This window comes from Pseudomonas sp. LBUM1646, from assembly GCF_059716165.1.
In genome coordinates this window covers 3,915,601-3,937,787 of sequence record NZ_CP166810.1, presented here as the reverse complement: position 1 = coordinate 3,937,787, position 22,187 = coordinate 3,915,601, and the positions used below count along the sequence as shown (strand labels likewise).

20 protein-coding genes are annotated in these 22,187 nt (G+C 61.0%); 9 read left to right on the top strand and 11 right to left on the bottom strand.

All coding sequences use genetic code 11. The features are described 5' to 3' along the window. Window positions 1–191 precede the first annotated feature (191 nt). A complete protein-coding gene (locus ACA071_RS17910; RefSeq protein ID WP_497640367.1) occupies window positions 192–440 on the top strand; it encodes a transmembrane sensor/regulator PpyR in 249 nt (82 codons plus the stop codon). Continuing rightward, window positions 440–1,594: an NnrS family protein gene (locus ACA071_RS17905; RefSeq protein ID WP_497640366.1), complete on the top strand. Its 1,155-nt coding sequence runs from the start codon at window positions 440–442 to the stop codon at window positions 1,592–1,594. The genes ACA071_RS17910 and ACA071_RS17905 overlap by 1 nt, the downstream gene beginning before the upstream one ends. Here the strand turns inward: ACA071_RS17905 and ACA071_RS17900 are convergent. Beyond that, window positions 1,578–2,507 (bottom strand): LysR family transcriptional regulator, encoded by a 930-nt coding sequence (locus ACA071_RS17900; protein WP_497640365.1) that lies wholly within the window; start codon window positions 2,505–2,507, stop codon window positions 1,578–1,580. The two genes, ACA071_RS17905 and ACA071_RS17900, sit on opposite strands and share 17 nt — an antisense overlap. Before the next feature lie 113 nt (window positions 2,508–2,620). On the opposite strand from ACA071_RS17900, the gene ACA071_RS17895 reads away from it, so the two are divergent. The 5 genes from ACA071_RS17895 (at window position 2,621) to ACA071_RS17875 (ending at window position 7,700) form a co-directional block, all read left to right on the top strand. Beyond that, entirely contained in the window at window positions 2,621–3,466 is an 846-nt protein-coding gene (locus ACA071_RS17895) for an oxidoreductase (protein WP_497640364.1), read from the top strand. Window positions 3,467–3,785: 319 nt separating this feature from the next. Then, window positions 3,786–4,241, top strand: coding sequence for a (2Fe-2S)-binding protein (locus tag ACA071_RS17890; RefSeq protein ID WP_497640363.1), 456 nt, complete (start codon window positions 3,786–3,788; stop codon window positions 4,239–4,241). A 25-nt stretch (window positions 4,242–4,266) separates the two neighbouring features. Further along, window positions 4,267–6,435: a xanthine dehydrogenase family protein molybdopterin-binding subunit gene (locus ACA071_RS17885; protein ID WP_497640362.1), complete on the top strand. Its 2,169-nt coding sequence runs from the start codon at window positions 4,267–4,269 to the stop codon at window positions 6,433–6,435. A gap of 1 nt (window position 6,436) precedes the next feature. Further along, on the top strand, window positions 6,437–7,018 hold the full coding sequence (locus tag ACA071_RS17880) for a hypothetical protein (RefSeq protein ID WP_497640361.1): 582 nt from the start codon (window positions 6,437–6,439) through the stop codon (window positions 7,016–7,018). Between the two features lie 73 nt (window positions 7,019–7,091). Next, a complete protein-coding gene (locus ACA071_RS17875) occupies window positions 7,092–7,700 on the top strand; it encodes a GGDEF domain-containing protein (RefSeq protein WP_497640360.1) in 609 nt (202 codons plus the stop codon). Here ACA071_RS17875 and ACA071_RS17870 read toward each other — a convergent pair. Both ACA071_RS17870 and ACA071_RS17865 read right to left on the bottom strand, forming a co-directional pair. Next, the gene (locus ACA071_RS17870; RefSeq protein WP_497640359.1) at window positions 7,647–8,924 is read right to left on the bottom strand and encodes an amidase; all 1,278 of its coding nucleotides are present in this window, start codon (window positions 8,922–8,924) and stop codon (window positions 7,647–7,649) included. The two genes, ACA071_RS17875 and ACA071_RS17870, sit on opposite strands and share 54 nt — an antisense overlap. Beyond that, the gene (locus ACA071_RS17865; protein ID WP_497640358.1) at window positions 8,921–9,346 is read right to left on the bottom strand and encodes a VOC family protein; all 426 of its coding nucleotides are present in this window, start codon (window positions 9,344–9,346) and stop codon (window positions 8,921–8,923) included. The genes ACA071_RS17870 and ACA071_RS17865 overlap by 4 nt, the downstream gene beginning before the upstream one ends. A 111-nt stretch (window positions 9,347–9,457) precedes the next feature. Here ACA071_RS17865 and ACA071_RS17860 point away from each other — a divergent pair, with 111 nt between their 5' ends. Continuing rightward, entirely contained in the window at window positions 9,458–10,312 is an 855-nt protein-coding gene (locus tag ACA071_RS17860; RefSeq protein ID WP_497640357.1) for a LysR family transcriptional regulator, read from the top strand. A gap of 171 nt (window positions 10,313–10,483) precedes the next feature. On the opposite strand, the gene fabI is transcribed toward ACA071_RS17860, so the two are convergent. The 8 genes from fabI to gloB all read right to left on the bottom strand — a co-directional run bounded on the left by fabI (window position 10,484) and on the right by gloB (window position 21,325). Beyond that, the gene (gene fabI / locus ACA071_RS17855) at window positions 10,484–11,278 is read right to left on the bottom strand and encodes an enoyl-ACP reductase FabI (protein ID WP_121733857.1); all 795 of its coding nucleotides are present in this window, start codon (window positions 11,276–11,278) and stop codon (window positions 10,484–10,486) included. A gap of 21 nt (window positions 11,279–11,299) precedes the next feature. Then, the gene (locus tag ACA071_RS17850; RefSeq protein ID WP_497640356.1) at window positions 11,300–12,910 is read right to left on the bottom strand and encodes an ABC transporter ATP-binding protein; all 1,611 of its coding nucleotides are present in this window, start codon (window positions 12,908–12,910) and stop codon (window positions 11,300–11,302) included. Between the two features lies 1 nt (window position 12,911). Further along, on the bottom strand, window positions 12,912–13,931 hold the full coding sequence (locus ACA071_RS17845; RefSeq protein ID WP_497640355.1) for an ABC transporter permease: 1,020 nt from the start codon (window positions 13,929–13,931) through the stop codon (window positions 12,912–12,914). A 1-nt stretch (window position 13,932) separates the two neighbouring features. After that, window positions 13,933–15,006 carry a microcin C ABC transporter permease YejB gene (locus tag ACA071_RS17840; protein ID WP_169369083.1) on the bottom strand — a complete coding sequence of 358 codons (1,074 nt, stop codon included), beginning with the start codon at window positions 15,004–15,006 and terminating at the stop codon, window positions 13,933–13,935. 4 nt (window positions 15,007–15,010) lie between these two features. Next, window positions 15,011–16,852, bottom strand: coding sequence for an extracellular solute-binding protein (locus ACA071_RS17835; RefSeq protein WP_497640354.1), 1,842 nt, complete (start codon window positions 16,850–16,852; stop codon window positions 15,011–15,013). Beyond that, entirely contained in the window at window positions 16,849–18,657 is a 1,809-nt protein-coding gene (locus ACA071_RS17830) for an extracellular solute-binding protein (protein ID WP_497645336.1), read from the bottom strand. The genes ACA071_RS17835 and ACA071_RS17830 overlap by 4 nt, the downstream gene beginning before the upstream one ends. Window positions 18,658–19,003: 346 nt before the next feature. Further along, window positions 19,004–20,458 (bottom strand): transglycosylase SLT domain-containing protein, encoded by a 1,455-nt coding sequence (locus tag ACA071_RS17825; protein WP_497640353.1) that lies wholly within the window; start codon window positions 20,456–20,458, stop codon window positions 19,004–19,006. 99 nt (window positions 20,459–20,557) lie between these two features. Further along, window positions 20,558–21,325: a hydroxyacylglutathione hydrolase gene (gene gloB, locus ACA071_RS17820; protein WP_497645335.1), complete on the bottom strand. Its 768-nt coding sequence runs from the start codon at window positions 21,323–21,325 to the stop codon at window positions 20,558–20,560. A gap of 65 nt (window positions 21,326–21,390) precedes the next feature. Here gloB and ACA071_RS17815 point away from each other — a divergent pair, with 65 nt between their 5' ends. Further along, window positions 21,391–22,149 (top strand): methyltransferase domain-containing protein, encoded by a 759-nt coding sequence (locus ACA071_RS17815; RefSeq protein ID WP_497640352.1) that lies wholly within the window; start codon window positions 21,391–21,393, stop codon window positions 22,147–22,149. The last annotated feature ends 38 nt before the right edge of the window (window positions 22,150–22,187 follow it).

The window sequence follows — 22,187 nt, the reverse complement described above, 5'->3', positions numbered from 1 at the left end:
TTTAGCTTGTTGGTTGCAAGGATTTAACGAGCCGTAGTCACTATGACCATTTATGGAGTCATTAGGACAATTCTGTGGTCGAGTCATATTGACTGCTATACGACCAAGCCATTGATTTATAAGCCTGTAGAGCCTGGCACGGCTTTTGGAAGAGCAAACGTACAACTGATCGACTTCAGGAGTACGGAAAAATGTTCGGTTTTTTCAGCAATCCACAACACGTCCTGCACCTGTCGAGCAAAGTGCTCGGCCTCGGCCTGATGCTGCTTTTGGTTGGCATCTACGGCGCTTACTTATACGCCGGGCACTTGCCGATCGTGGTACTGGTCTCGATGCATGCCATGACCATCATCGGCCCGACGCTGCTGAAAATTGGCTACGTGATGCGCCTGCTCGCCCAACATCGCCTGGCAACCCATCCGGTCGGGGCGATCGCCTGATGCGCAAACTGGCGGCTGCATCGGCGTTCAGTCTTGGGTTTCGACCCTTCTTTCTCGCGGGCGCCGGGTTTGCCGCGCTGGCCGTGGCGATCTGGGCACTGTGGTTATACGGCCGTTTGCCCGGTGCGCAACCGATCGGCGGGATGCTGGCCTGGCATCGACATGAAATGCCCTTCAGTTTTGCCACGGCGATCATCGCCGGGTTCCTGTTGACGGCGGTGCCGAACTGGACGGGAAGGGCGGGACTCTGCGGTTGGCCGTTGATCGGCCTGGTGGTGGTGTGGCTGGTCGCGCGCCTGGCCTGGTGGCTGCCGATCTCGCCAATGGCTTTGCTGACGTTACAGCTACCGTTTCTGCCCCTATTGGCTGGGTGTCTGGGGCGAGATTTGGTAGCGGCGCGCAAGCGCGACAACTATCCGATCCTGCTGATGATCACGCTGCTGGCCAGCTGCCAGATGATGACGCTGTGGGGAATCCTGACCCATGACGCCATCCTGCAACGTCATGGCGTGCTGGCCGCCTTGTGGCTGGTGGCGGCGCTGATGAGCATGATTGGCGGGCGGGTCATTCCGTTCTTCATTCAACGCGGTTTGAATCGGCCCGCGCTCGCAACGGCGCATCCGCTGCCTACCCGAGTGTTGTTGCTGGGCGGGATGCTGGCCGCGCTGTCGTTTGCCGCCGGATTGAACGATACGCCAAGGTTATGGCTGGCCGCGTTGTACCTGCTGCTCGGCGGTATGCACCTGCTGCGTTTGTGGCGCTGGCACGACCGGGGGATCTGGCGAGTGCCGCTGCTGTGGTCGCTGTACTTGGCGTATGTCTGGCTGCTGGTGGCGACATTGGCCATGGCGCTGTGGCATGCCGGGTTGATGCCGCAACAGAGCCTGGCCACCCATGCGCTGGCGGTCGGCGGGATTGGCGGACTGATCCTGGCGATGATTGCCCGGGTCAGCCTGGGGCATACCGGCCGCTTGCTCCAGCCCTCGAAAACCGTGGTGCTGGGCTTTGCCTTACTGATGCTTGCCGGCCTGTGCCGAGTGCTACTCGTTCCATTCTCGGGAGCGGGCCTCGGGTTGTCGGCGCTGCTCTGGAGTATGGCGTTCGGGCTGTTTTTGACGCGCTACACCGGCATCCTGCTCAAGCCGAGGGTCTAGCGCCGAGGCCACCCTGTTCGGCAATCCAGCGAGTGGCCATGTCGATGAACGCCCGCAGTTTAGGCTGCGTCTGGGTGCGACTGGGGAAGTACAGGTACAACCCGGAACTGAGCGGTACAAACGGCTGCAGCACCCGTTGCAGTCGACCGTCCGCCAACTCGTCAGCAATCTCCAGGTCGCAGGCATAGGCCAGGCCCAAGCCATCCCGGGCCGCAGCCGCCAGCAGTTTGCGATCATTGACGATCACGCCGCCGGCGACGCCCACGGTAAAGTCGCGACCGTCGCGGCGAAACTCCCAGCGATGGGCATTGCCCGAGGTCGAGAAGCGAAAGCCAATGCACTCATGCCCGGTCAGTTCTTCCGGGCTGGCGGGTTGGCCGGCCTTGGCGAAATACGCCGGGGAGCCCACCACGGACCATTGCAAGTCAGGCGTCAGACGCACGGCGACCATGTCTTTCTCGATCGACTCGCCGAGCCGGATCCCGGCATCGAAGCCGCCCGCCATCAAATCCACCGTGGCGTCGTCCAGGGAAATATCGAGGGTGACTTGCGGGTGAGCCTGGCGAAATAACGGCATCAACGGCTCGATCAGCAACGCGCCGGACAACCGTGGCGCGGTGATGCGCAGCGTGCCCATGGGCTGGTCGCGAAAACCGCTGAGCACCGCCAGCGCCTCATCGATTTCACTGGCGGCCGGACGCAGGCGCGTGAACAAACTGGCGCCGGCCTCGGTCAACGCCACGCGCCGGGTGGTGCGCTGGAATAACAGCACGCCGGTGCGCCGCTCCAGCAACTTGATCGCGTGGCTGACCGCCGTGGGCGTGACCGCCAGGCGGGTGGCAGCGAGGGTGAAGCTTTTGTGTTCGGCCACCGCGAGGAATTCGGTCAAGCCATCGAAAGGATCGTGATTCATCGTGCGACCATTATGAAAGAGCGTTTCATAGTGCTTGTAACACGAGGGCATTTCTCCGACCAATCTTCCTGCGTACCTTTGTGCCTACCCCAACCCCACACAAGGTATCGATCATGAGCGCTCCTCATTCTTTCAAACGTGTCTGGCTCGTCACCGGCGCTTCCCGTGGCATCGGCGCAAAAATCGTTGCGGCCGCGCTGGCCAATGGTGACGCGGTGGTCGCCACGGCACGCGACGCCAGCACGATCATCCAGCGCTTCGGCGATCAACCGGGCTTGCTGGCCGCCACCCTCGATGTCACCAACGAAGCCCAGGGCGCGGCGGTGGCCAAGGCCGCCATCGAACAGTTCGGGCGCATCGACGTGCTGGTCAACAACGCCGGTTTCGGTTTGCTCGGGGCGGTGGAAGAAGCGAGCAGCGCTGAGATCAAGCGGCTTTACGAAACCAACGTCTTCGGCCTGCTGAATGTCACGCGTGGCGTGTTGCCGCACATGCGCGCCGCCCGTAGCGGTCATGTGATTAACATTTCTTCGGTGGGCGGTTTTCAGTCGGCGCCGGGTTATGGCGTGTATTGCTCGACCAAGTTTGCCGTCGAAGCCCTGAGCGAAGCCTTGCACGACGAACTTGCGCCACTGGGCGTGAAGGTGACGGTGGTCGAACCGGGCTATTTCCGCACTGACTTCCTCGATACCAATTCCTTGGTTGAGTCCCCCGAAACGATCGCCGACTACGCCCCGACTGCCGGCGAAATGCGCAAACTGGCCAAGACTGTTAATCAGCAACAACCTGGGGACCCGGAGAAACTGGCTCTGGCGCTGATCACGTTGGTCGAGGCCGAACAGCCACCGCTGCGTTTGCCGCTGGGGACGGATGCGGTGCGCTACATCGAGGCCAAGAATGCGTTCGTTGCGGGTGAATTGCACACCTGGCGCGCGCTGTCAGAGTCCACTGATTTCTAAAACTCCGCCCGCGTAGCAGCTGTCGAGCACCGCGAGGCAGCGTTCGGCGGCGAAGCCGTCGTAAACCCTATGCACGCGTTCTACCTGACACACCGCGTTGCTTGATTTCACGACGGCTTCGCCGCCGAACGCAGCCTCGCGGTGCTCGGCAGCTGCTACGAAGCGGGCATCTCTCCAGCTCCAGGGTGACCGGTGGTCGCAGAAGCTGGCCGCCCAGTCAATCTGCGCTTAGCTGTATGGATAACCCGAGGCGCGCGTAGGTCTTGTATCACCACAGCGGCGCCCCTTCAGAACACCGTGAGTCTGAGGAAAACCGCACATGCTGACCCTGAATATCAATGGCAAGGACCAGGCACTGGATATCCCTGCGGACATGCCGCTGCTGTGGGTCCTGCGCGATGTCGCGCACCTGACCGGGACCAAGTTCGGTTGCGGCATGGCCCAGTGCGGTGCCTGCACCGTGCACGTCGACGGCGCGCCGCTGCGCTCCTGCATCACCCCGGCCACCGCCGTGGCCAACGGGCAAAAAATCCTCACCATCGAAGGGCTGTCCACCGACGGTTCACACCCGGTGCAGCAAGCCTGGGCGGAACTCGACGTGGTGCAGTGCGGTTACTGCCAGTCCGGGCAGATCATGTCCGCCGCCGCCTTGCTGGCGAAGATTCCCAAGCCTACCGACAGCGACATCGATCAGGCGCTGTCCGGCAATATCTGCCGCTGCGGCACCTACCCAAGGATCCGCGCCGCGGTCAAACGCGCCGCCGAGATCGGTTGAAGCCACGTCGAGGGGAATCATCGCAATGAACAGCATTCATCCTGTCTCACGTCGCGGCTTTCTCAAGGGCAGCGCGGTGCTCGGCGGTGGACTGGTGGTGGCGTTTGTCATCCCCGGTGGCCATCGGTTTGCCTTGGGCGCCGAGAACCAGGGCAATGCCTTCGCGCCGAACGCCTTCCTGCGCATCAGCAACGACAACACCGTCACCATCCTGCTCGGCCACTCCGAGATGGGCCAGGGCATCTGGACCGGCTTGACCATGCTGATCGCCGAAGAACTGGACGCCGACTGGTCGAAAATCCGCGTCGAACATTCCCCTGCGTCGGCCAAGGACTATGGTTTGGCCGGATTTGGCGGCATGCAGATCACTGGCGGCTCGACCTCGACCTGGATGGAGTTCGACCGCTATCGCCAGGCCGGCGCCGCCGCGCGCTTGATGTTGATCGACGCCGCGGCCAAACGCTTCAACGTTGCGCCGTCCGAGATTCGCACCGAACCGGGCATCGTGATTGCCGGCGATAAACGCGCCACTTACGGCGAGCTGGCGGATGACGCCGGCAAGCTGCCGGTGCCGGACCCGGCCTCGATCAAGTTCAAGGACGCCAAGGACTGGAAGATCATCGGCAAACCGACGCCGCGCCTCGACACCCCGGAGAAAATCACCGGCCGCGCCAAATTCGGCATGGACGTGCAGTTCGACGGGCTGATGACCGCCATGGTCGCGCGTCCGCCGGTATTCGGCGGCAGCGTCAAATCCTTCGAAGGCGCCGAGGCGCTGGCGGTGCCAGGCGTGCACAAAGTGGTGCAGGTGCCCACGGGCGTGGCGGTGATTGCCGATCATTATTGGGCGGCGAAACTGGGCCGCGATGCGCTGAAAATTGACTGGGACCTGGGGCCGAACACCGGGCTCGACAGCGTCAAACTGCTGGAAAGCTTCCGCCAACTCGCCGCCACCCCCGGTATGCCAGCCAGTCAGGCCGGGGATACCGCCGCGACGTTAAAGAAAGCGGCGAAAACCATCGACGTCGAATACAGCGTGCCGTACCTGGCCCACGCGCCGATGGAACCGCTCAATTGCACGGTAAAAATCACTGCAGACAAGTGCGAAATCTGGACCGGCACCCAGTTCCAGACCCTCGACCAAATGGTCGCGGGCAAGATCACCGGGCTCAAACCCGAGCAAGTGGAAATCCACACCGAATTCCTCGGCGGCGGCTTCGGCCGTCGAGCCAACCCGACCTCGGATTTTGTCGCCGAAGCGGTGCAAGTGGCCAAGGCTGCCGGCATGCCAGTGAAAACAGTCTGGTCCCGGGAGGATGACATTCGCGGCGGTTATTACCGCTCGATGTTCCTGCATCAGGCGAACATCGGCCTGGATGCCGATGGCATGCCGCTGGCCTGGAAACATGTGATGGTCGGGCAGTCGATCATGGACGGCACGGCGTTCGCGGCGACCATGGTCAAGGATGGTGTCGACAAGACTTCTGTCGAAGGCGTGGCCGACAGTCCTTACATCGAGAAACTGGCCAATCATCAGGTGGAACTGCATTCACCGAAGACCGGCATCAGCGTGCTGTGGCTGCGTTCTGTGGGGCACAGCCACAACGCCTTTGTCATGGAATCGTTGATCGACGAACTGGCCGAAGCGGCTGGCAAGGACCCGGTGGAATACCGACGAACGCTGCTCAAGGACCATCCACGGCATCTCGGCGTACTGAACCTGGCGGTGGAGAAAGCCAACTGGAATGCGCCGTTGCCGGATGGCCACGCCTTGGGTGTGGCGGTGCACGAATCGTTCGGCAGCTACGTCGCCCATGTCGCCGAAGTGTCGGAGGACAACCTGAAGATTCGCGTGCACCGGGTGGTGTGCGCGGTGGACTGCGGCATTGCGGTCAACCCGCAGAGCATTGCGGCGCAGATGGAATCCTGCGTCACCTTCGGCCTCGGCTTTGCCTTGCGCAGCAAACTCACCTTCAAGGACGGCCAGGTGGTGCAGTCCAATTACCACGACTATCAGGTGCTGCGACTCAACGAAATGCCGGTGGTGGAAGTGCATATCGTGCCCAGCACCGACAAACCCGGCGGCATTGGCGAGGCCGGTGTGCCGCCCGTGGCGCCGGCGGTGGCCAACGCGGTGTTCGCCCTGACCGGGCAACGCCTGCGCGAACTGCCGTTGCAACTGTCGGGGGTGTGACATGAGACGACATTTGATACTTGGGGCGGTGGTGCTGGTGGGGCTGACCGGCTACGCCTCGGACCTGTTCGCGGCGGACAAACAGGCGGCGTTGGAAGCTTTCGGTACGGTGCAAAAGGTCTTCCAGAGCCCGCGCTGCCAGAACTGCCACATTCCCGGCGATTCGCCGTTGCAGTTCGACGCGGGCGTGCCGCACATGATGAACGTGGTGCGCGGCATGGACGGCAAGGGCGCCGCCGGTTTGCCCTGTGCCACCTGCCACGCCGAAAACAACCCGCCGGCCAGCTACGGCCCCCACGCACCACCGGGCGCGCCGCACTGGAGCCTGCCGCCGGCGGCGCACAAAATGGCCTGGATCGGCCTGCCGCCAGACAAACTCTGCGCGTTGATCAAGGACCGCTCCAGCAACGGTGACCGGGATTTCGCCGCGCTGATCAAGCACGTCAGCGACGACAAACTGGTGCTCTGGGGCTGGAACCCGGGCGGTAATCGCGTACCGGTGCCGGTGCCACACGACATCTTTGTCACGCAATTCAAGCTCTGGGCGGACGCCGGAGGACCGTGTCCGGTGGCAGGCATCTGACCAACGGCGGGTTAATTAGGAGTCAAACCGGGTATGTGCGGCTCTAACGTACATATCCCCACAGGAGTGACACATGCTGGTTCCAGGCAAACCGATCAAACCGGGTACTTGCGCAGACACCTTGCATGGCCCGGACACTGCACTGCAGGAGCGCGAATTGTTGCGCGACCTGGCACGCCAGGCCGAGCAAGAACTGACGGCGGTGCAGGTGGCGAGCATGGACGAGCTGACGCTGCTGCCCAATCGTCATGGCTTTGATGCCTTGGCACAACGGGGGCTCGACGCTTGCCTGCGGTTAGGCAAACCGGCGACCTTGCTGTTTTTCGACCTCGATCACTTCAAACACATCAACTACCTGTACGGCCGCGCCGAAGGCGATGATGCCTTGAAGACGTTCGCCGATGTGCTGCGCATCGCCTTTCGCGAAAGCGATGTGATCGGGCGCATGGGCAGCGACGAGTTTGCCGCGTTGCTGACCGGTGCCAACGCCGTGGAGATCGCGGCGATTCGGGCGCGGCTCGAAGAGATGCTCGACGAGCGCAACGCTACGGTGCATCGCGGTTATGACATTCGCTTCAGTGTGCGCCAGATCGAGTTTCATCCGGCGCTGCACCAGACGGTGGAAGGCCTATTGGCCGCGATCGGTAAGCAGGTCAGCGGCCACCCGTTCGGCCACTCGTAACAGCGAACCGTCGTTTCTGAACCGCCCGATCATCTGTAGCCCGATGGGCAACAAACCTTTAGCGCGCGGCAGCGGGATATTGACCTGTGGCCAGCCGAACGCCCCCCAGAACTTGATGAAGTCCGATGGCCCGGTGCTTTCCAGGCCCTGCGGTGCGACGATCCCGCAGCAGGGGCCGAGCATCGCGTCGAAGGGCTCGCAGCGCTCGTTCAAAATCGGTGCAAGCGCCGCCAGCCGGGCTTTCGCCGCGGTCTCTTGTGCCCATGTGGTGGCCGCCGCGCGGTCGAACATCGCCAGCGTCGACGGGCTCAACAGCGTTCGGTGTTGCTGGAATTCTTTTGCCAGTGAGCGGGCGCCCTCGCAATCGTTGATCAACTGGTGATCGTCAAATACCCCGGCAAACTCGTCTGGCAACGGCACTTCACTGACCTGATGGCCGACGTTGCGCAAGTGTTCAACGGCCTGTTCCAGAGCGTGGGCCACCTCTGGATCGACTTGATCCCAACGCGCGGTGCGGTAGAACCCTAAACGCAAAGGGCGTTGTTCGATTTCAGGGACTTCAAAACCGGGAATCAATACCCGCGCCACCAGGCTCAGGTCGCGCACCGAGCGCCCGTACCAGCCCACGGTGTCGAAGCTCGGCGCCAGCGGTTTCACACCTTCCAGCGACACCAGCCCCAACGATGGCTTGAAAGCGAAGAGGCCGCAGTAAGACGCCGGTTTCAGCAGCGAGCCAGCGGTCTGCGTACCCAACGCCACAGCAAAGAAACCCGCCGCCATCCCGGCCGCCGAACCCGCGCTGGAACTGCCCGGCGTGCGCGACAAGTCATGCGGATTGCGCGTCGGGCCGGTGTGCATATAGGCAAATTCAGTGGTATGGGTCTTGCCCATGATCAGTGCGCCGGCCTCGCGCAGCAGGGTTACCACATGGGCGTCCCGGGACGGCTGATGGTCGGCATAGATCGGCGAATAGAACTGCGTGGGATGATCGGCGCTGTCGAAGATGTCTTTCACGCCCACCGGCACCCCGGCCAGCAAACCCCGGCCATCGTGCAGGGTGGCTTGCAGGCGTACTTGCAGGGGTTTGAACGAAACGAAGGCCTGGACATCCGGCTCCAGGGTTTCAATGCGTTCAAGAAAGGAATGGGCAATGGCCGTGACTTTTGCCTGGCCATTCAGCACCGCCTCACTGAGGGCGGTGGCATCCAGCGCGGGGCGGATCATTTGGCGAACAACTGGCTGATGTCCTTGAACGCCTTGAACTCCAGGGCATTGCCGCAGGGGTCGAAGAGAAACATCGTTGCTTGCTCTCCGACCAATCCCTGAAAACGGATGCCGGGTTCAATCACGAATTGTGTGCCGAGGGATTGCAAACGTCCGGCCAGGGTTTCCCATTCAGCCATCCCCAAGACCACGCCAAAGTGCGGCACCGGCACGTTGTGGCCATCCACGGCATTGGTGTGGGCGGCTTCTTGCGAGGCGTTTTTCGGCGCCAGATGAATCACCAGTTGATGGCCGAAAAAGTTGAAATCGACCCAATGGTCGCTGGAACGACCTTCTTCCAGACCGAACACTTCGCCATAGAAACTGCGCGCGGCCGCCAGGTCATACACCGGAATCGCCAGGTGGAAAGGGGAGAGCTGCATCGGGTAATCCTCAACGGTGGGAAGTTGAAGCTGAGTTTAGTCCTGTGCTTTTTGATTAAAAGACGATAATTTTTGCGTCGAGCTCAAATTATTTCGATTAATGGCGTGCTTATGTTGCGAGAACTGAAAACCTTTATCGCTGTGACCCGCTACGGCACGTTCGCCGCAGCCGGCATGCACATCGGCCTCACGCAGTCGGCGGTCAGTGCGCAGATCCGTAATCTGGAACAGGCGCTGGGCATTCGGCTGTTCGATCGCACCGGGCGTCAGGCGCTGCTCAATGCGGCGGGGCAACGGGCGTTGCCGATGGCCCGGGAGATGCTGGAGACCTTTGCACGCATGGCGGTTAGCGATGATGTCAGCGAATACCGTGGCGAACTGAAAATCGGCGCGGTGGCCACGGTGCAGACCGGTTTGTTGCCCCAGGCGTTGTTGCGGCTCAGACAACAGGCGCCGCTGCTGGAGCCGAAACTGGTGCCCGGAGTGTCGCTGAACCTGCTGAGTCAGGTGGACACTGGCGAAGTGGACCTGGCGATCCTGATCAAGCCGCCATTCGAACTGCCCAAGGAGTTGTCGGCGCAGGTCATCCGCAAAGAACCGTTTGTGCTGATCGTGCCAGCGGACCTCGAAGGCGAGGACCCGCTGCAATTGCTCGCCAAGCATCCCCACGTGCGCTACGACCGCAACTCGTTCGGTGGACGGCTGGTGACGCGGTTTCTGCGCGAACAGCAGATTGATGTGCAGGTTGGACTTGAGCTGGATGAGCTGGAAGCCATCGTGAAAATGGTCGAGTGCGGGCTGGGGGTTTCGTTGCTGCCGGAATCGGGGTTGTGGGTGGAGCATGGGGCGAAGGTGAGGGTGATTCGGTTGGGTGAGTTGACGTTCTACCGCGAGATTGTGTTGTTGCAGCGTTACAGCCAGCGGATGCAGCCGATTCAGCAGTTGTTTGCGCGGTGTTTGTTGTGAAGATCAACAGATCGCAGCCTTCGGCAGCTGCTACCTGGATCGGGTTTACACACAAAAATAGCGGATAGACACACATTCCCCGTAGGAGCTGCCGAAGGCTGCGATCTTTTGATCTTTAACCCATAAAAAAACCCGCCAAAATCGGCGGGTTTTTTATGGGTTAACCAAAGATCACTCTTCGATATTGCCCATCGCAGTGGTGTTGAAACCACCGTCTACGTACATGATTTCGCCGCTGATGCCGGACGCCAGGTCCGAGCACAGGAAGGCGCCGGCGTTGCCGACTTCGTCGATGGTGACGTTGCGACGCAGCGGGGTTTGCGCTTCGTTGGCGGCCAGCATCTTGCGGAAGTTCTTGATGCCGGAAGCGGCGAGGGTGCGGATCGGGCCAGCCGATACCGCGTTGACGCGGGTGCCGTCCGGGCCCAGGGAGCCGGCCAGGTAACGAACGCCAGCTTCCAGGGAAGCCTTGGCCATGCCCATCACGTTGTAGTTCGGCATGGTGCGCTCGGCGCCCAGGTACGACAGGGTCAGCAGGCTACCGTTGCGGCCTTTCATCATTTCGCGGCCAGCCTTGGCCAGGGCCACGAAGCTGTAGGCGCTGATGTCGTGAGCGATGCGGAAACCTTCACGGGTGGTGGCTTCGGTGAAGTCGCCGTCCAGTTGGTCGCCCGGGGCGAAGCCGACGGAGTGAACGATCACGTCCAGGCCATCCCACTTCTTGCTCAACTCTTCGAAGACCTTGGCGATTTCTTCATCGCTGGCCACGTCGCACGGGAAGCACAGCTCAGGGCTCGAACCCCAGCCTTGTGCGAATTCTTCAACACGACCTTTCAGTTTGTCGTTCTGATAAGTGAAGGCAAGCTCAGCGCCCTCGCGATGCATGGCGGCAGCGATGCCGGATGCGATGGACAGCTTGCTGGCGACACCGACGATCAGTACGCGCTTACCGGCGAGAAAACCCATGTGTTGCTCCTCTCTTTCAGGTTATTGCGCAGTGGCTGGTGCCAGGAAAGCGGCTTCCAGCAACTGCTGTGTATACGGATGTTGGGGGGCGGCAAAGATACTTTGCGCGTCCCCCTGTTCGACCACTTGGCCATGCTTGACCACCATCAACTGGTGGCTCAGCGCTTTGACGACAGCCAGGTCATGGCTGATAAACAGATACGTCAGGTTGTACTTGGTTTGCAGTGAACGTAAAAGCTCCACCACTTGGCGCTGGACTGTCCGGTCGAGGGCCGAAGTCGGCTCGTCCAGCAGGATCAACGCCGGTTTTAGCACTAATGCCCGGGCAATGGCGATTCTCTGCCGTTGCCCGCCGGAAAATTCGTGGGGGTAGCGGTTCCGGCTTTCCGGGTCCAGGCCTACCTCCTTCAATGCCGCAATAATCGCTTGTTCCTGTTCCGCCTCGGTGCCCATCTTGTGGATTCTAAGGCCTTCGCCGACGATCTGGCTCACGCACATCCGCGGGCTAAGGCTGCCGAAGGGGTCCTGGAACACCACCTGCATCTCCCGGCGCAACGGCCGAACCTCGCCCTGCGTCAGGCAGTCTAGCTGCTTGCCCTCAAAACGGATGCCACCTTTGCTGCCGATCAACCGCAAAATCGCCAGCCCCAGTGTCGACTTGCCGGAACCGCTTTCTCCCACAATCCCCAGGGTCTGGCCCTGGGGCAGGCTGAAATTGATCCCGTCCACCGCTTTGATGTAATCCACCGTGGTTTTCAAGAAGCCTTTCTTGATCGGGAACCAGACTTTCAGGTCCTCGACTTGCAGCAGCGGCGGCCCAATAACATTGGTCGCCGGCTTGCCGCTGGGCTCCGCTGCCAGCAGTTCCCGAGTGTACGGATGCTGCGGCGCGCGGAACAACTCTTCGCACGATGCCTGTTCGACGATGCAACCGCGCTGCATGACACATACGCGATGCGCAATTCTTCGCACAAGGTTCAAATCATGACTGATCAGTAACAACGCCATGCCCAGACGGGCCTGTAATTCCTTGAGCAATTCGAGGATTTTCAGCTGAACGGTCACGTCCAGCGCGGTGGTCGGTTCGTCGGCAATCAACAGCTCCGGCTCGTTGGCCAGGGCCATGGCAATCATCACCCGCTGGCGCTGGCCGCCCGACAATTCGTGGGGCAGGGCCTTGAGGCGCTTGTGCGGCTCGGGAATGCCAACCATCTCCAGCAGCTCCAGGGTGCGCTTGGTCGCCACTTTGCCGGTCAGGCCCTTGTGGATGCCCAGCACCTCGTTGATCTGCTTCTCGATCGAGTGCAGCGGATTGAGCGAGGTCATCGGCTCCTGGAAGATCATCGCGATCCGGTTGCCGCGGATGTGGCGAATGGTTTTCTCTTTCAGGCTCAGCAGGTCTTGCCCGGAATACTCAATGGTGCCGGACGGATGCCGGGCCAGCGGGTAAGGCAGCAGGCGCAGGATCGAGTGGGCGGTCACCGATTTGCCGGAGCCGCTTTCACCGACCAGGGCCAGGGTTTCGCCGCGCTTGATATCGAAGCTGACGCCTTCGACGACCCGCTGCACGCGTTCGCCGACGACAAATTCGACGGCGAGGTCGCGCACTTCGATCAGATTGTCCTGATTCATTTCACTTCCTCGGGTCGAAGGCATCGCGAGCGGACTCGCCGATAAACACCAGCAAACTCAACATCAACGCCAACACGGCAAACGCGCTCATGCCGAGCCACGGCGCTTGCAGGTTGGATTTGCCCTGGGCCACCAGCTCACCCAGCGACGGGCTGCCCGCCGGCAGACCGAAACCCAGGAAATCGAGAGCGGTCAGGGTGCCGATGGCGCCAGTCAGGATGAACGGCATGAAGGTCATGGTCGAGACCATCGCGTTGGGCAAAATGTGGCGGAACATGATCGCACCATTCTGCATCCCCAGCGCCCGCGCCGCGCGCACGTATTCAAGGTTACGCCCACGGAGGAACTCGGCGCGCACCACATCCACCAGGCTCATCCATGAGAACAGCAACATGATCCCCAACAGCCACCAGAAATTCGGCTGGACGAAACTGGCGAGGATGATCAGCAGATACAGCACCGGCAACCCGGACCAGATCTCGAGGAAACGCTGCCCGGCCAGGTCGACCCAGCCGCCATAGAAGCCCTGCAAGGCCCCGGCGATCACGCCGATGATCGAGCTGAGAATGGTCAACGTCAGGGCAAACAACACCGAAACCCGGAAGCCGTAGATCACCCGGGCCAGCACATCACGGCCCTGATCATCGGTGCCCAGCAGGTTGTCCGTCGACGGTGGCGCCGGGGCCGGGACTTTCAGGTCGTAGTTGATGCTCTGGTAGCTGTAGGGGATAGGCGCCCACAGAATCCAGGCGTCCTTGGCCTTCAGCAATTCGCGGATGTACGGGCTCTTGTAGTTGGCTTCCAGCGGGAATTCGCCGCCGAAGGTGGTTTCCGGGTAGCGCTTGAGTGCCGGGAAGTACCAGCCGTTGTCGTAATGCACCACCAGCGGCTTGTCGTTGGCGATCAGTTCGGCGCCGAGGCTCAGGCCGAACAGAATCAAAAACAGCCACAGCGACCACCAGCCACGTTTGTTGGCCTTGAACAGCTCGAAACGCCGGCGATTGAGGGGGGACAGGCTCATCTCAATGCTCCCGGTGTTCAAAGTCGATGCGCGGATCGACCAGGGTGTAGGTGAGATCGCCGATCAGTTTCACCACCAGCCCCAATAACGTGAAAATAAACAGCGTGCCGAACACCACCGGGTAATCCCGGTTGATCGCCGCTTCAAAGCTCATCAGGCCCAGGCCATCGAGGGAGAAAATCACTTCCACCAGCAGCGAGCCGGTGAAGAAGATCCCGATAAACGCCGACGGGAACCCGGCAATCACCAACAGCATGGCGTTGCGGAACACATGGCCGTAAAGCACTTTGTGATTGGTCAGCCCTTTGGCTTTGGCGGTGACCACGTACTGTTTGTTGATTTCATCGAGGAAGCTGTTTTTGGTCAGCAGGGTCATGGTCGCGAAGTTGCCGATCACCAGCGCCGTCACCGGCAATGCCAGGTGCCAGAAGTAATCGAGGACTTTGCCGCCCATGCTCAGCTCGGCGAAGTTGTTCGAGGTCAGCCCTCGAAGCGGGAACCAGTCGAAATAACTGCCGCCGGCAAACACCACGATCAGCAGAATGGCGAACAGAAACGCCGGGATCGCATAGCCGACGATGATCAACGAACTGGTCCAGACATCGAAGTGACTGCCGTGCCGCGTGGCCTTGGCGATCCCCAGCGGGATCGACACCAGGTACATGATCAGCGTGCTCCACAACCCGAGGGAGATCGACACCGGCATCTTTTCCTTGATCAGGTCGATGACCTTGGCGTCGCGGAAGAAGCTGTCGCCGAAATCCAGAGTCGCGTAGTTCTTGACCATGATCCACAAGCGTTCCGGCGCCGATTTGTCGAAGCCGTACATGTGCTCGATTTCCTTGACCAGCGCCGGGTCGAGGCCCTGGGCACCGCGATAGGCCGAGCCGGCCACCGAGACCTCGGCACCGCCCCCGGCGATACGGCTGGTGGCGCCTTCGAAGCCTTCAAGCTTGGCGATCATCTGTTCCACCGGGCCACCGGGGGCGGCCTGGATGATCACGAAGTTGATCAGCAAAATGCCGAACAAGGTCGGGATGATCAGCAGCAGTCGCCGAAAAATATACGCCAGCATCTGATTACTCCGTGCCCGCAGGGTCGGCTTGCAGTTTGGTTTCGACTTCTATCGCCGGTTTTGCATCGGGCTTGACCCACCAGGTATTGATGCCGATGTCGTACTTGGGTGAAACCTTCGGGTGGCCGATGTGGTTCCAGTACGCCACGCGCCAGGTCTTGATGTGCCAGTTGGGGATCACGTAATAGCCCCATTGCAGCACGCGGTCCAGTGCGCGGGCGTGGGCCACCAGGCTTTTGCGTGAATCAGAGTTGATCAGGCCCTCGACCAATTGGTCCACCACCGGGTCTTTCAAACCCATGGAATTGCGGCTGCCGGGCTTGTCGGCGGCGGCGGACATCCAGAATTCGCGCTGTTCGTTGCCCGGCGAGTTGGACTGCGGGAAGCTGCCGACGATCATGTCGAAGTCCCGGGAGCGCACGCGGTTGATGTACTGCGAGACGTCGACCCGGCGAATCACCAGGTCGATACCAAGGTCGCTGAGGTTGCGCTTGAACGGCAACAGCACCCGTTCGAATTCGGTCTGGGCCAGCAGGAACTCGATGATCACCGGTTTGCCGTTGGCGTCGACCATTTTGTCGTCGACGATCCGCCAGCCGGCCTCTTGCAGCAGTTGATAAGCCTTGCGCTGCTGGGTGCGGATCATGCCGCTGGCGTCGGTCACCGGGTTCTGGAACGCTTCGCTGAACACCTGGGCCGGAAGCTTGCTGCGGAACGGGTCGAGGATCGCCAGTTGATCGGCGTCCGGCAGGCCGGTGGCGGCCATTTCCGAGTTTTCAAAGTAACTGCGCGTGCGGGCGTAGGCGCCGTTGAACAGTTGCTTGTTGGTCCATTCAAAGTCCAGCAGCAACGTCAGGGCCTGGCGCACGCGCACGTCTTGGAACGCCGCGCGCCGCAGGTTGAACACAAATCCCTGCATGCCGGTCGGGTTACCGTTGGGAATCTGTTCCTTGATCAATCGTCCCTCGGTCACCGCCGGGATGTTGTAGGCGTTGGCCCAGTTTTTCGCGGTCATCTCCAGCCAGTAGTCGAACTGCCCGGCCTTGAGCGCTTCCAGGGCCACGGTGTTGTCGCGGTAATAATCAGTGGTCATCACATCGAAGTTGTAGAAGCCACGGTTTGCCGGCAGGTCCTTGCCCCAGTAATCCTTGACCCGCTCATAGCGCACCGAACGCCCGGCTTTCACTTCGCTGACTTTGTAAGGCCCGCTGCCCAGCGGTATTTCCAGGTTGCCCTTGTTGAAGTCGCGGGTGGCCCACCAGTGTTTCGGCAGCACCGGCAACTGGCCGAGGATCAGCGGCAGTTCGCGGTTGTTGCTGTGCTTGAACTTGAACAGCACCGTCAACGGGTCTTCGGCGACCACGTCGGCGACATCGTTGTAGTAGCCGCGATAGAGCGGGGCACCGTCCTTGATCAGGGTCTGGAAGCTGAACACCACGTCTTCGGCGCGCACCGGGTGGCCGTCGTGGAAGCGCGCTTCGGGGCGCAGGTAGAAACGCACCCAGCTGTTGTCCGGGGCTTTTTCGATCTTGCCGGCGATCAGGCCGTACTCGCTGAACGGTTCGTCCAGACCCTGTTTGGCCAGGGTGTCGTAGATCATATCGATGTTGTCAGCCGCTACCCCTTTGCTGATGAACGGGTTAAGGCTGTCGAAGCCGCCGAAACCGGCCTGGCGGAAGATTCCGCCCTTGGGCGCGTCCGGGTTGACGTAATCGAAGTGCTTGAAGTCGGCCGGGTATTTCGGCGGCTCGTTGTACAGGGTCAAGGCATGTTGCGGGGCGGCGCAGGCCAGCCCGGCGAACAACAGACCGCTGGCCTGCAGGAGCAGGGCGCGTAGGGGCTTCATTGATCTTTCTCCGAAGACTTCAGCCACCACGCGCTCAAACCCAGGGTGTAGGGCGGCGTGGTGACGAAGGCCAACCGGTTGCGGTAGGCCAGGCGGTGATAATTGAGGTACCAGTTGGGAATGCTGTAGTGCTGCCACAGCAGCACCCGGTCGAGGGCCTTGCCGGCAGCGACTTGTTCGTCGCGCGTCTGGGCGCCGAGCAATTGTTCGAGCAAATGATCGACCACCGGGTTGGCGATGCCGGCGTAGTTTTTACTGCCCTTGACCCCGACCTGGCTGGAATGGAAATACTGCCATTGCTCCAGGCCCGGACTGAGGGTCTGGTTGAGGGTCATCAGGATCATGTCGAAATCGAACTGATCCAGGCGTTGTTTGTACTGGGCGCGATCCACCGTGCGCAACCGCGCGTCGATGCCGATGCTATTGAGGTTCTCGACGTAGGGCTGGAGGATGCGTTCCAGGTTTGGGTTGACCAGCAGGATCTCAAACCTGAGCGGCTGGCCTTTGGTGTTTTCCACCCGTTGACCGTTCAGCTTCCAGCCGGCCTCGCCAAGCAGGCCCAGGGCCTTGCGCATGGTTTCCCGTGGAATGCCGCGCCCGTCGGTCTGCGGCAGGCTGAAGGGCTCGGTGAGGAGCTTGGCGGGTAACTGCTCGCGATAGGGCTTGAGCATCAGCCATTCATGCCCGACCGGTAGCCCGCTGGCTTCGAATTCGCTGTTGGGGTAGTAACTCATGGCGCGCTTGTAGGCGCCGCTGAACAGCGTGCGGTTGGTCCACTCGAAATCGAACATCAGCCCGAGTGCTTCGCGGACCTTGACCTCGGCAAAGGTCGGGCGCCGGCTGTTCATGAACAGGCCTTGGCTCTGGGTCGGGATCTGGTGCGGGATCTGCGCCTTGATCACGTCGCCGCGCCTTACGGCCGGGAAGTTGTAGCCGTTTTCCCAGTTCTTGGCCTGGTGCTCGATGTAGATGTCGAACTCGCCGGCCTTGAACGCTTCGAAGGCCACGTCGCTGTCGCGGTAGAACTCGACTTCCATGCGATCGAAGTTGTACTTGCCGCGATTGACCGCCAGGTCCTTGCCCCAGTAATCCTTGACCCGTTCGAAGACGATCTGACGCCCCGGCTGCACCGAAGTGATGCGATACGGCCCGCTGCCCAGCGGCGGCTCGAAGGTGGTGGCCTTGAAGTCGCGATCTTTCCAGTAATGCTGCGGCAGCACCGGCAACTCGCCCAGGCGCAGGATCAGCAACGGATTGCCGGCGCGCTTGAACACGAAGCGGATGCGTTGCGGGTTGAGAATGTCGACCCGCAACACTTCCTGAAGATTGGTGCGGTATTGCGGATGGCCTTCCTTGAGCAGCAAGCGGTAGGAAAACGCCACGTCGTAGGCGGTGATCGGCGTGCCATCGTGAAAGCGCGCTTCGGGGCGCAGGTTGAACACCACCCAGCTGCGATCTTCGCTGTATTCCACCGATTGGGCGATCAGACCATAGCTGGAGGTCGGCTCGTCGCCGGACGGCGCGTACTGGCCGGTGCCGACCATCAGCGGTTCGTTGAGCTCGTTGATGCCGTATTGCAGGAAATTCGCCGTGGTCACCGGGCTGGTGCCCTTGAAAGTGTACGGATTCAGCGTATCGAAGGTGCCAAACGCCATCACCCGCAACGTACCGCCCTTGGGCGCTTGCGGGTTGACCCAGTCGAAGTGGGTAAATCTGGCCGGGTACTTGAGCGTGCCGAACTGCGCATAACCATGGCTTTCGCTGATCGTCGCGCTGGCGCAGGGGCTCAAGGCCAGGCTGATCAGGAGAAGGAGGAGGGGACGCTTCAAGTCAGAGATCCGATCCAGGCGGCTTGGGCTTTGTGGGCCGTACAGTAACAGCTTGTATCGGCAGGAAAAAGACAGGGGGTTAATGCGCTGTTAATTGCGGGTGCGGGCCGCCTGTAGCAGCTGCCGAGCCCGCGAGGCTGCGTTCGGCTGCGAAGCAGTCGTGAAACCTGAGTGAGAAATTTTCCTGATACACCGCGTCGTCTGAATTCACGACTGCTTCGCAGCCGAACGCAGCCTCGCGGGCTCGGCAGCTGCTACAGGCGACTGTAGCGGTTACCCAGATCGCAGGCAAAAAAAGCCCCTGAATTCAGGGGCTCTTTTATTAGCGTGGCGAAGACACTGTCAGCATCTGCCCCGGCTTCAGCGCCTGGCCAACCCGTGGGTTCCAGCGCTTGAGGTGCTGCATTTCAACGTTGAAACGTTTGGCAACCATATACAGCGAGTCGCCTTGCTTGACCTTGTACTGGGTCTGTTGCGTCTTGCTGGCTGCCTTGTTGCTCGTCTTGCCGTTCGCTGCCACGACGGTGTTGATGCGACCGGCGCTGCGTTTGGTGTTGTCCTGCATGACCAGGGTCTGGCCGACCTTGAGGTTTTTGCCGGTCATCTTGTTCCAGCGCTGCAGGTCTTTGACATCGACCTTGTTCGCCTTGGCGATGGCAGCGAGGTTGTCGCCACGTTTCACCCGATAGGCGCGCTTGAGTTTGGCAATTTCGTTGTCGTCAGCGCCTTCGAACACAGGCTTGAGCTGACGCGTGCTGATCAGCTCCTCGGGACGCATGGTTGACAGACTGGCGGTCAGCAGTTGCGCCTTGGACGTCGGTACCAGCAAATGCTGCGGGCCGTCGATGGTGGTGCGTTGCTTGAAGGCCGGATTGAGCTGGAACAGTTCGTCTTCGTCGATGTTGGCCACCGCGGCAACCTTGGACAGGTCCATGCGCTGGTTGATTTCGACGACCTGGAAATACGGTTCGTTGGCGATCGGGTTGAGGTTCACGCCGTAGGCTTCTGGCGCCAACACTACTTGCGACAGGGCCAGCAACTTCGGCACATAGGCCTGGGTTTCGGCCGGCAGCGGCAGGTTCCAGTAGTCGGTTGGCAGTCCGAGCTTCTCGTTACGCTCGATGGCCCGGCTGACCGTGCCTTCGCCAGCGTTATAAGCGGCGAGGGCCAGCAACCAGTCACCGTTGAACATGTCGTGCAGACGTGTCAGGTAATCCATGGCGGCGGTGGTCGAGGCGGTGATGTCGCGACGGCCATCATAGAAACGGGTCTGACGCAGGTTGAAGTAACGCCCGGTGGAAGGGATGAATTGCCAAAGACCCACCGCGTCGGCTCGGGAATAGGCCATCGGGTTATAGGCGCTTTCAATCACTGGCAGCAGCGCCAGTTCCAGCGGCATGTTGCGTTCTTCGAGGCGTTCGACGATGTAGTGGATGTACAGGCTGCCGCGTTCGCCGGCGTTTTCGAGGAAGGACGGGTTACTGGCAAACCACAGTCGTTGTTGCTCGATGCGCGGGTTGACACCCAGGCCGTCCTGCAACTGGAAGCCTTGGCGCATGCGCTCCCAGACGTCCTGTGGTACTTGCGGTGTTGGTTTCTCGCTGAGCCAGATCGGTTTCTGCTTGGCTCGCGCGGCAATATTCGGGGTATGCGTGGCTTCGGTTTGCGGGACATGGCTTGAACAGCCCGCCAATGTGGCGGACACAGCCACCGCGATGGCTTGAGCCAAGCGGGTCAATGCGTCTGAATTGATGGCTTTACGAATAGATGACGACATTGGCTGGAAGTAAGTTCCGGGCAAAAATGTCGGGCGATTCTAGAAAGCGTACCCCCTGCGGTCAACCATTCAGAATTTTTGTACCAACAGGTAGCCAGCTTAGAACTTATCTTTCCAAGCCCGCAAGGCAGCAAAAACCGCACTCGGACCCCGGTTTTGGGTTCCGTTCCGTTCGTCCACTTTTTCTTTAACGGATGTTTCGTCGACCCGCAAAAAGGGGTTAGTCAGCTTTTCAAGCGCCAGCGTAGAGGGCAGCGTCATGATTCCGGCCTGGCGCTGGGCGGCGACTTTTTCCAGACGTGCGGCAGTGTCCGGATTGCCTGGTTCCACCGCTGCGGCAAACTTCAGGTTGCTCAGGGTGTACTCGTGGGTGCAATACACCAGCGTATCCTCAGGCAACGAGGCCAGGCGCGTCAGCGAAGTGTGCATCTGCTCCGGAGTGCCTTCGAACAACCGGCCGCAACCGGCGGCGAACAGGGTGTCGCCGCAAAACAGCAGGCCGTGATGATAAAAGGCAATATGCCCCAAGGTGTGGCCGGGGACGGCATATACATCGAAGTCCCAGCCAAGCACGCTGATGCGGTCGTTGTCCTGGAGCGCCACGTCCCGTGCCGGGATGGTTTCGCTGGCCGGGCCGTAGACTTTTGCGTTTGTCGCTTTTTTCAGCTGCTCGACGCCGCCGACGTGGTCATGATGATGGTGAGTGATCAGAATATCGCTGAGCACCCAGCCCGGATGCGCGGCCAGCCAGGCCTGGACGGGCGCGGCGTCTCCCGGATCGACCACGGCGCAGCGTTGGGTGCGGTGGTCTTGTAACAACCAGATGTAGTTGTCGGTGAAGGCGGGCAGGGCACTGATCTGTATCATCGTCGGATTCGCCAAGCGGAAAACAATGGCGCATCTTAGAACTTCCTGGCGCTTTGGAGAATGCAATGACCGATAAAGCGTTCGCTCAGGCCGATCCTGAGTGGCTGACATTGATCAGCGCAGCCCGTGAATGGCTGGCCGGCCCGATCGGGCAATTTCTGCTGGATGAAGAACGGCGCATGCTCGAAGACGAGTTGGGCCGGTTCTTCGGCGGCTATCTGGTGCACTACGGTCCATCGGCCGAGACGCCACCGTCGGCGCCGCAGGTGCAGCGAAACGTGCGACTGGGTGCGCCGTTGCCTGGGGTCGAGATCGTCTGCGAAGAACAGGCCTGGCCCTTGAGCGAGCACGCCGCCGATGTGGTGGTGTTGCAGCATGGGCTGGATTTCTGTCTGTCGCCCCACGGTTTGCTGCGTGAAGCGGCGAGCAGCGTGCGGCCCGGCGGGCATCTGCTGATCATCGGCATCAATCCCTGGAGCACTTGGGGCCTGCGCCACGTGTTCGCCCACGACGCCTTGCGCAAGGCCCGTTGCATTTCGCCGTCGCGGGTCGGTGACTGGTTGAACCTGCTGGGTTTCGCGCTGGAGAAACGCCGCTTCGGGTGCTATCGTCCGCCGCTTGCTTCGCCCAAATGGCAGGCCCGTCTGGCGGGCTGGGAACGCAAGGCCGGTGACTGGCAACTGTCGGGCGGCGGCTTCTATTTATTGGTCGCGCGCAAGATCGTGGTGGGCCTGCGCCCCGTGCGTCAGGAGCGACGCGAACCGATGGGCAAGCTGATTCCGTTGCCGATGGCCAAGGTCAATCGTCGCCATATCGAGCCGTAAATACTCTTTATTTTCCCGGCCGGGCTAGCCCGGCCTCG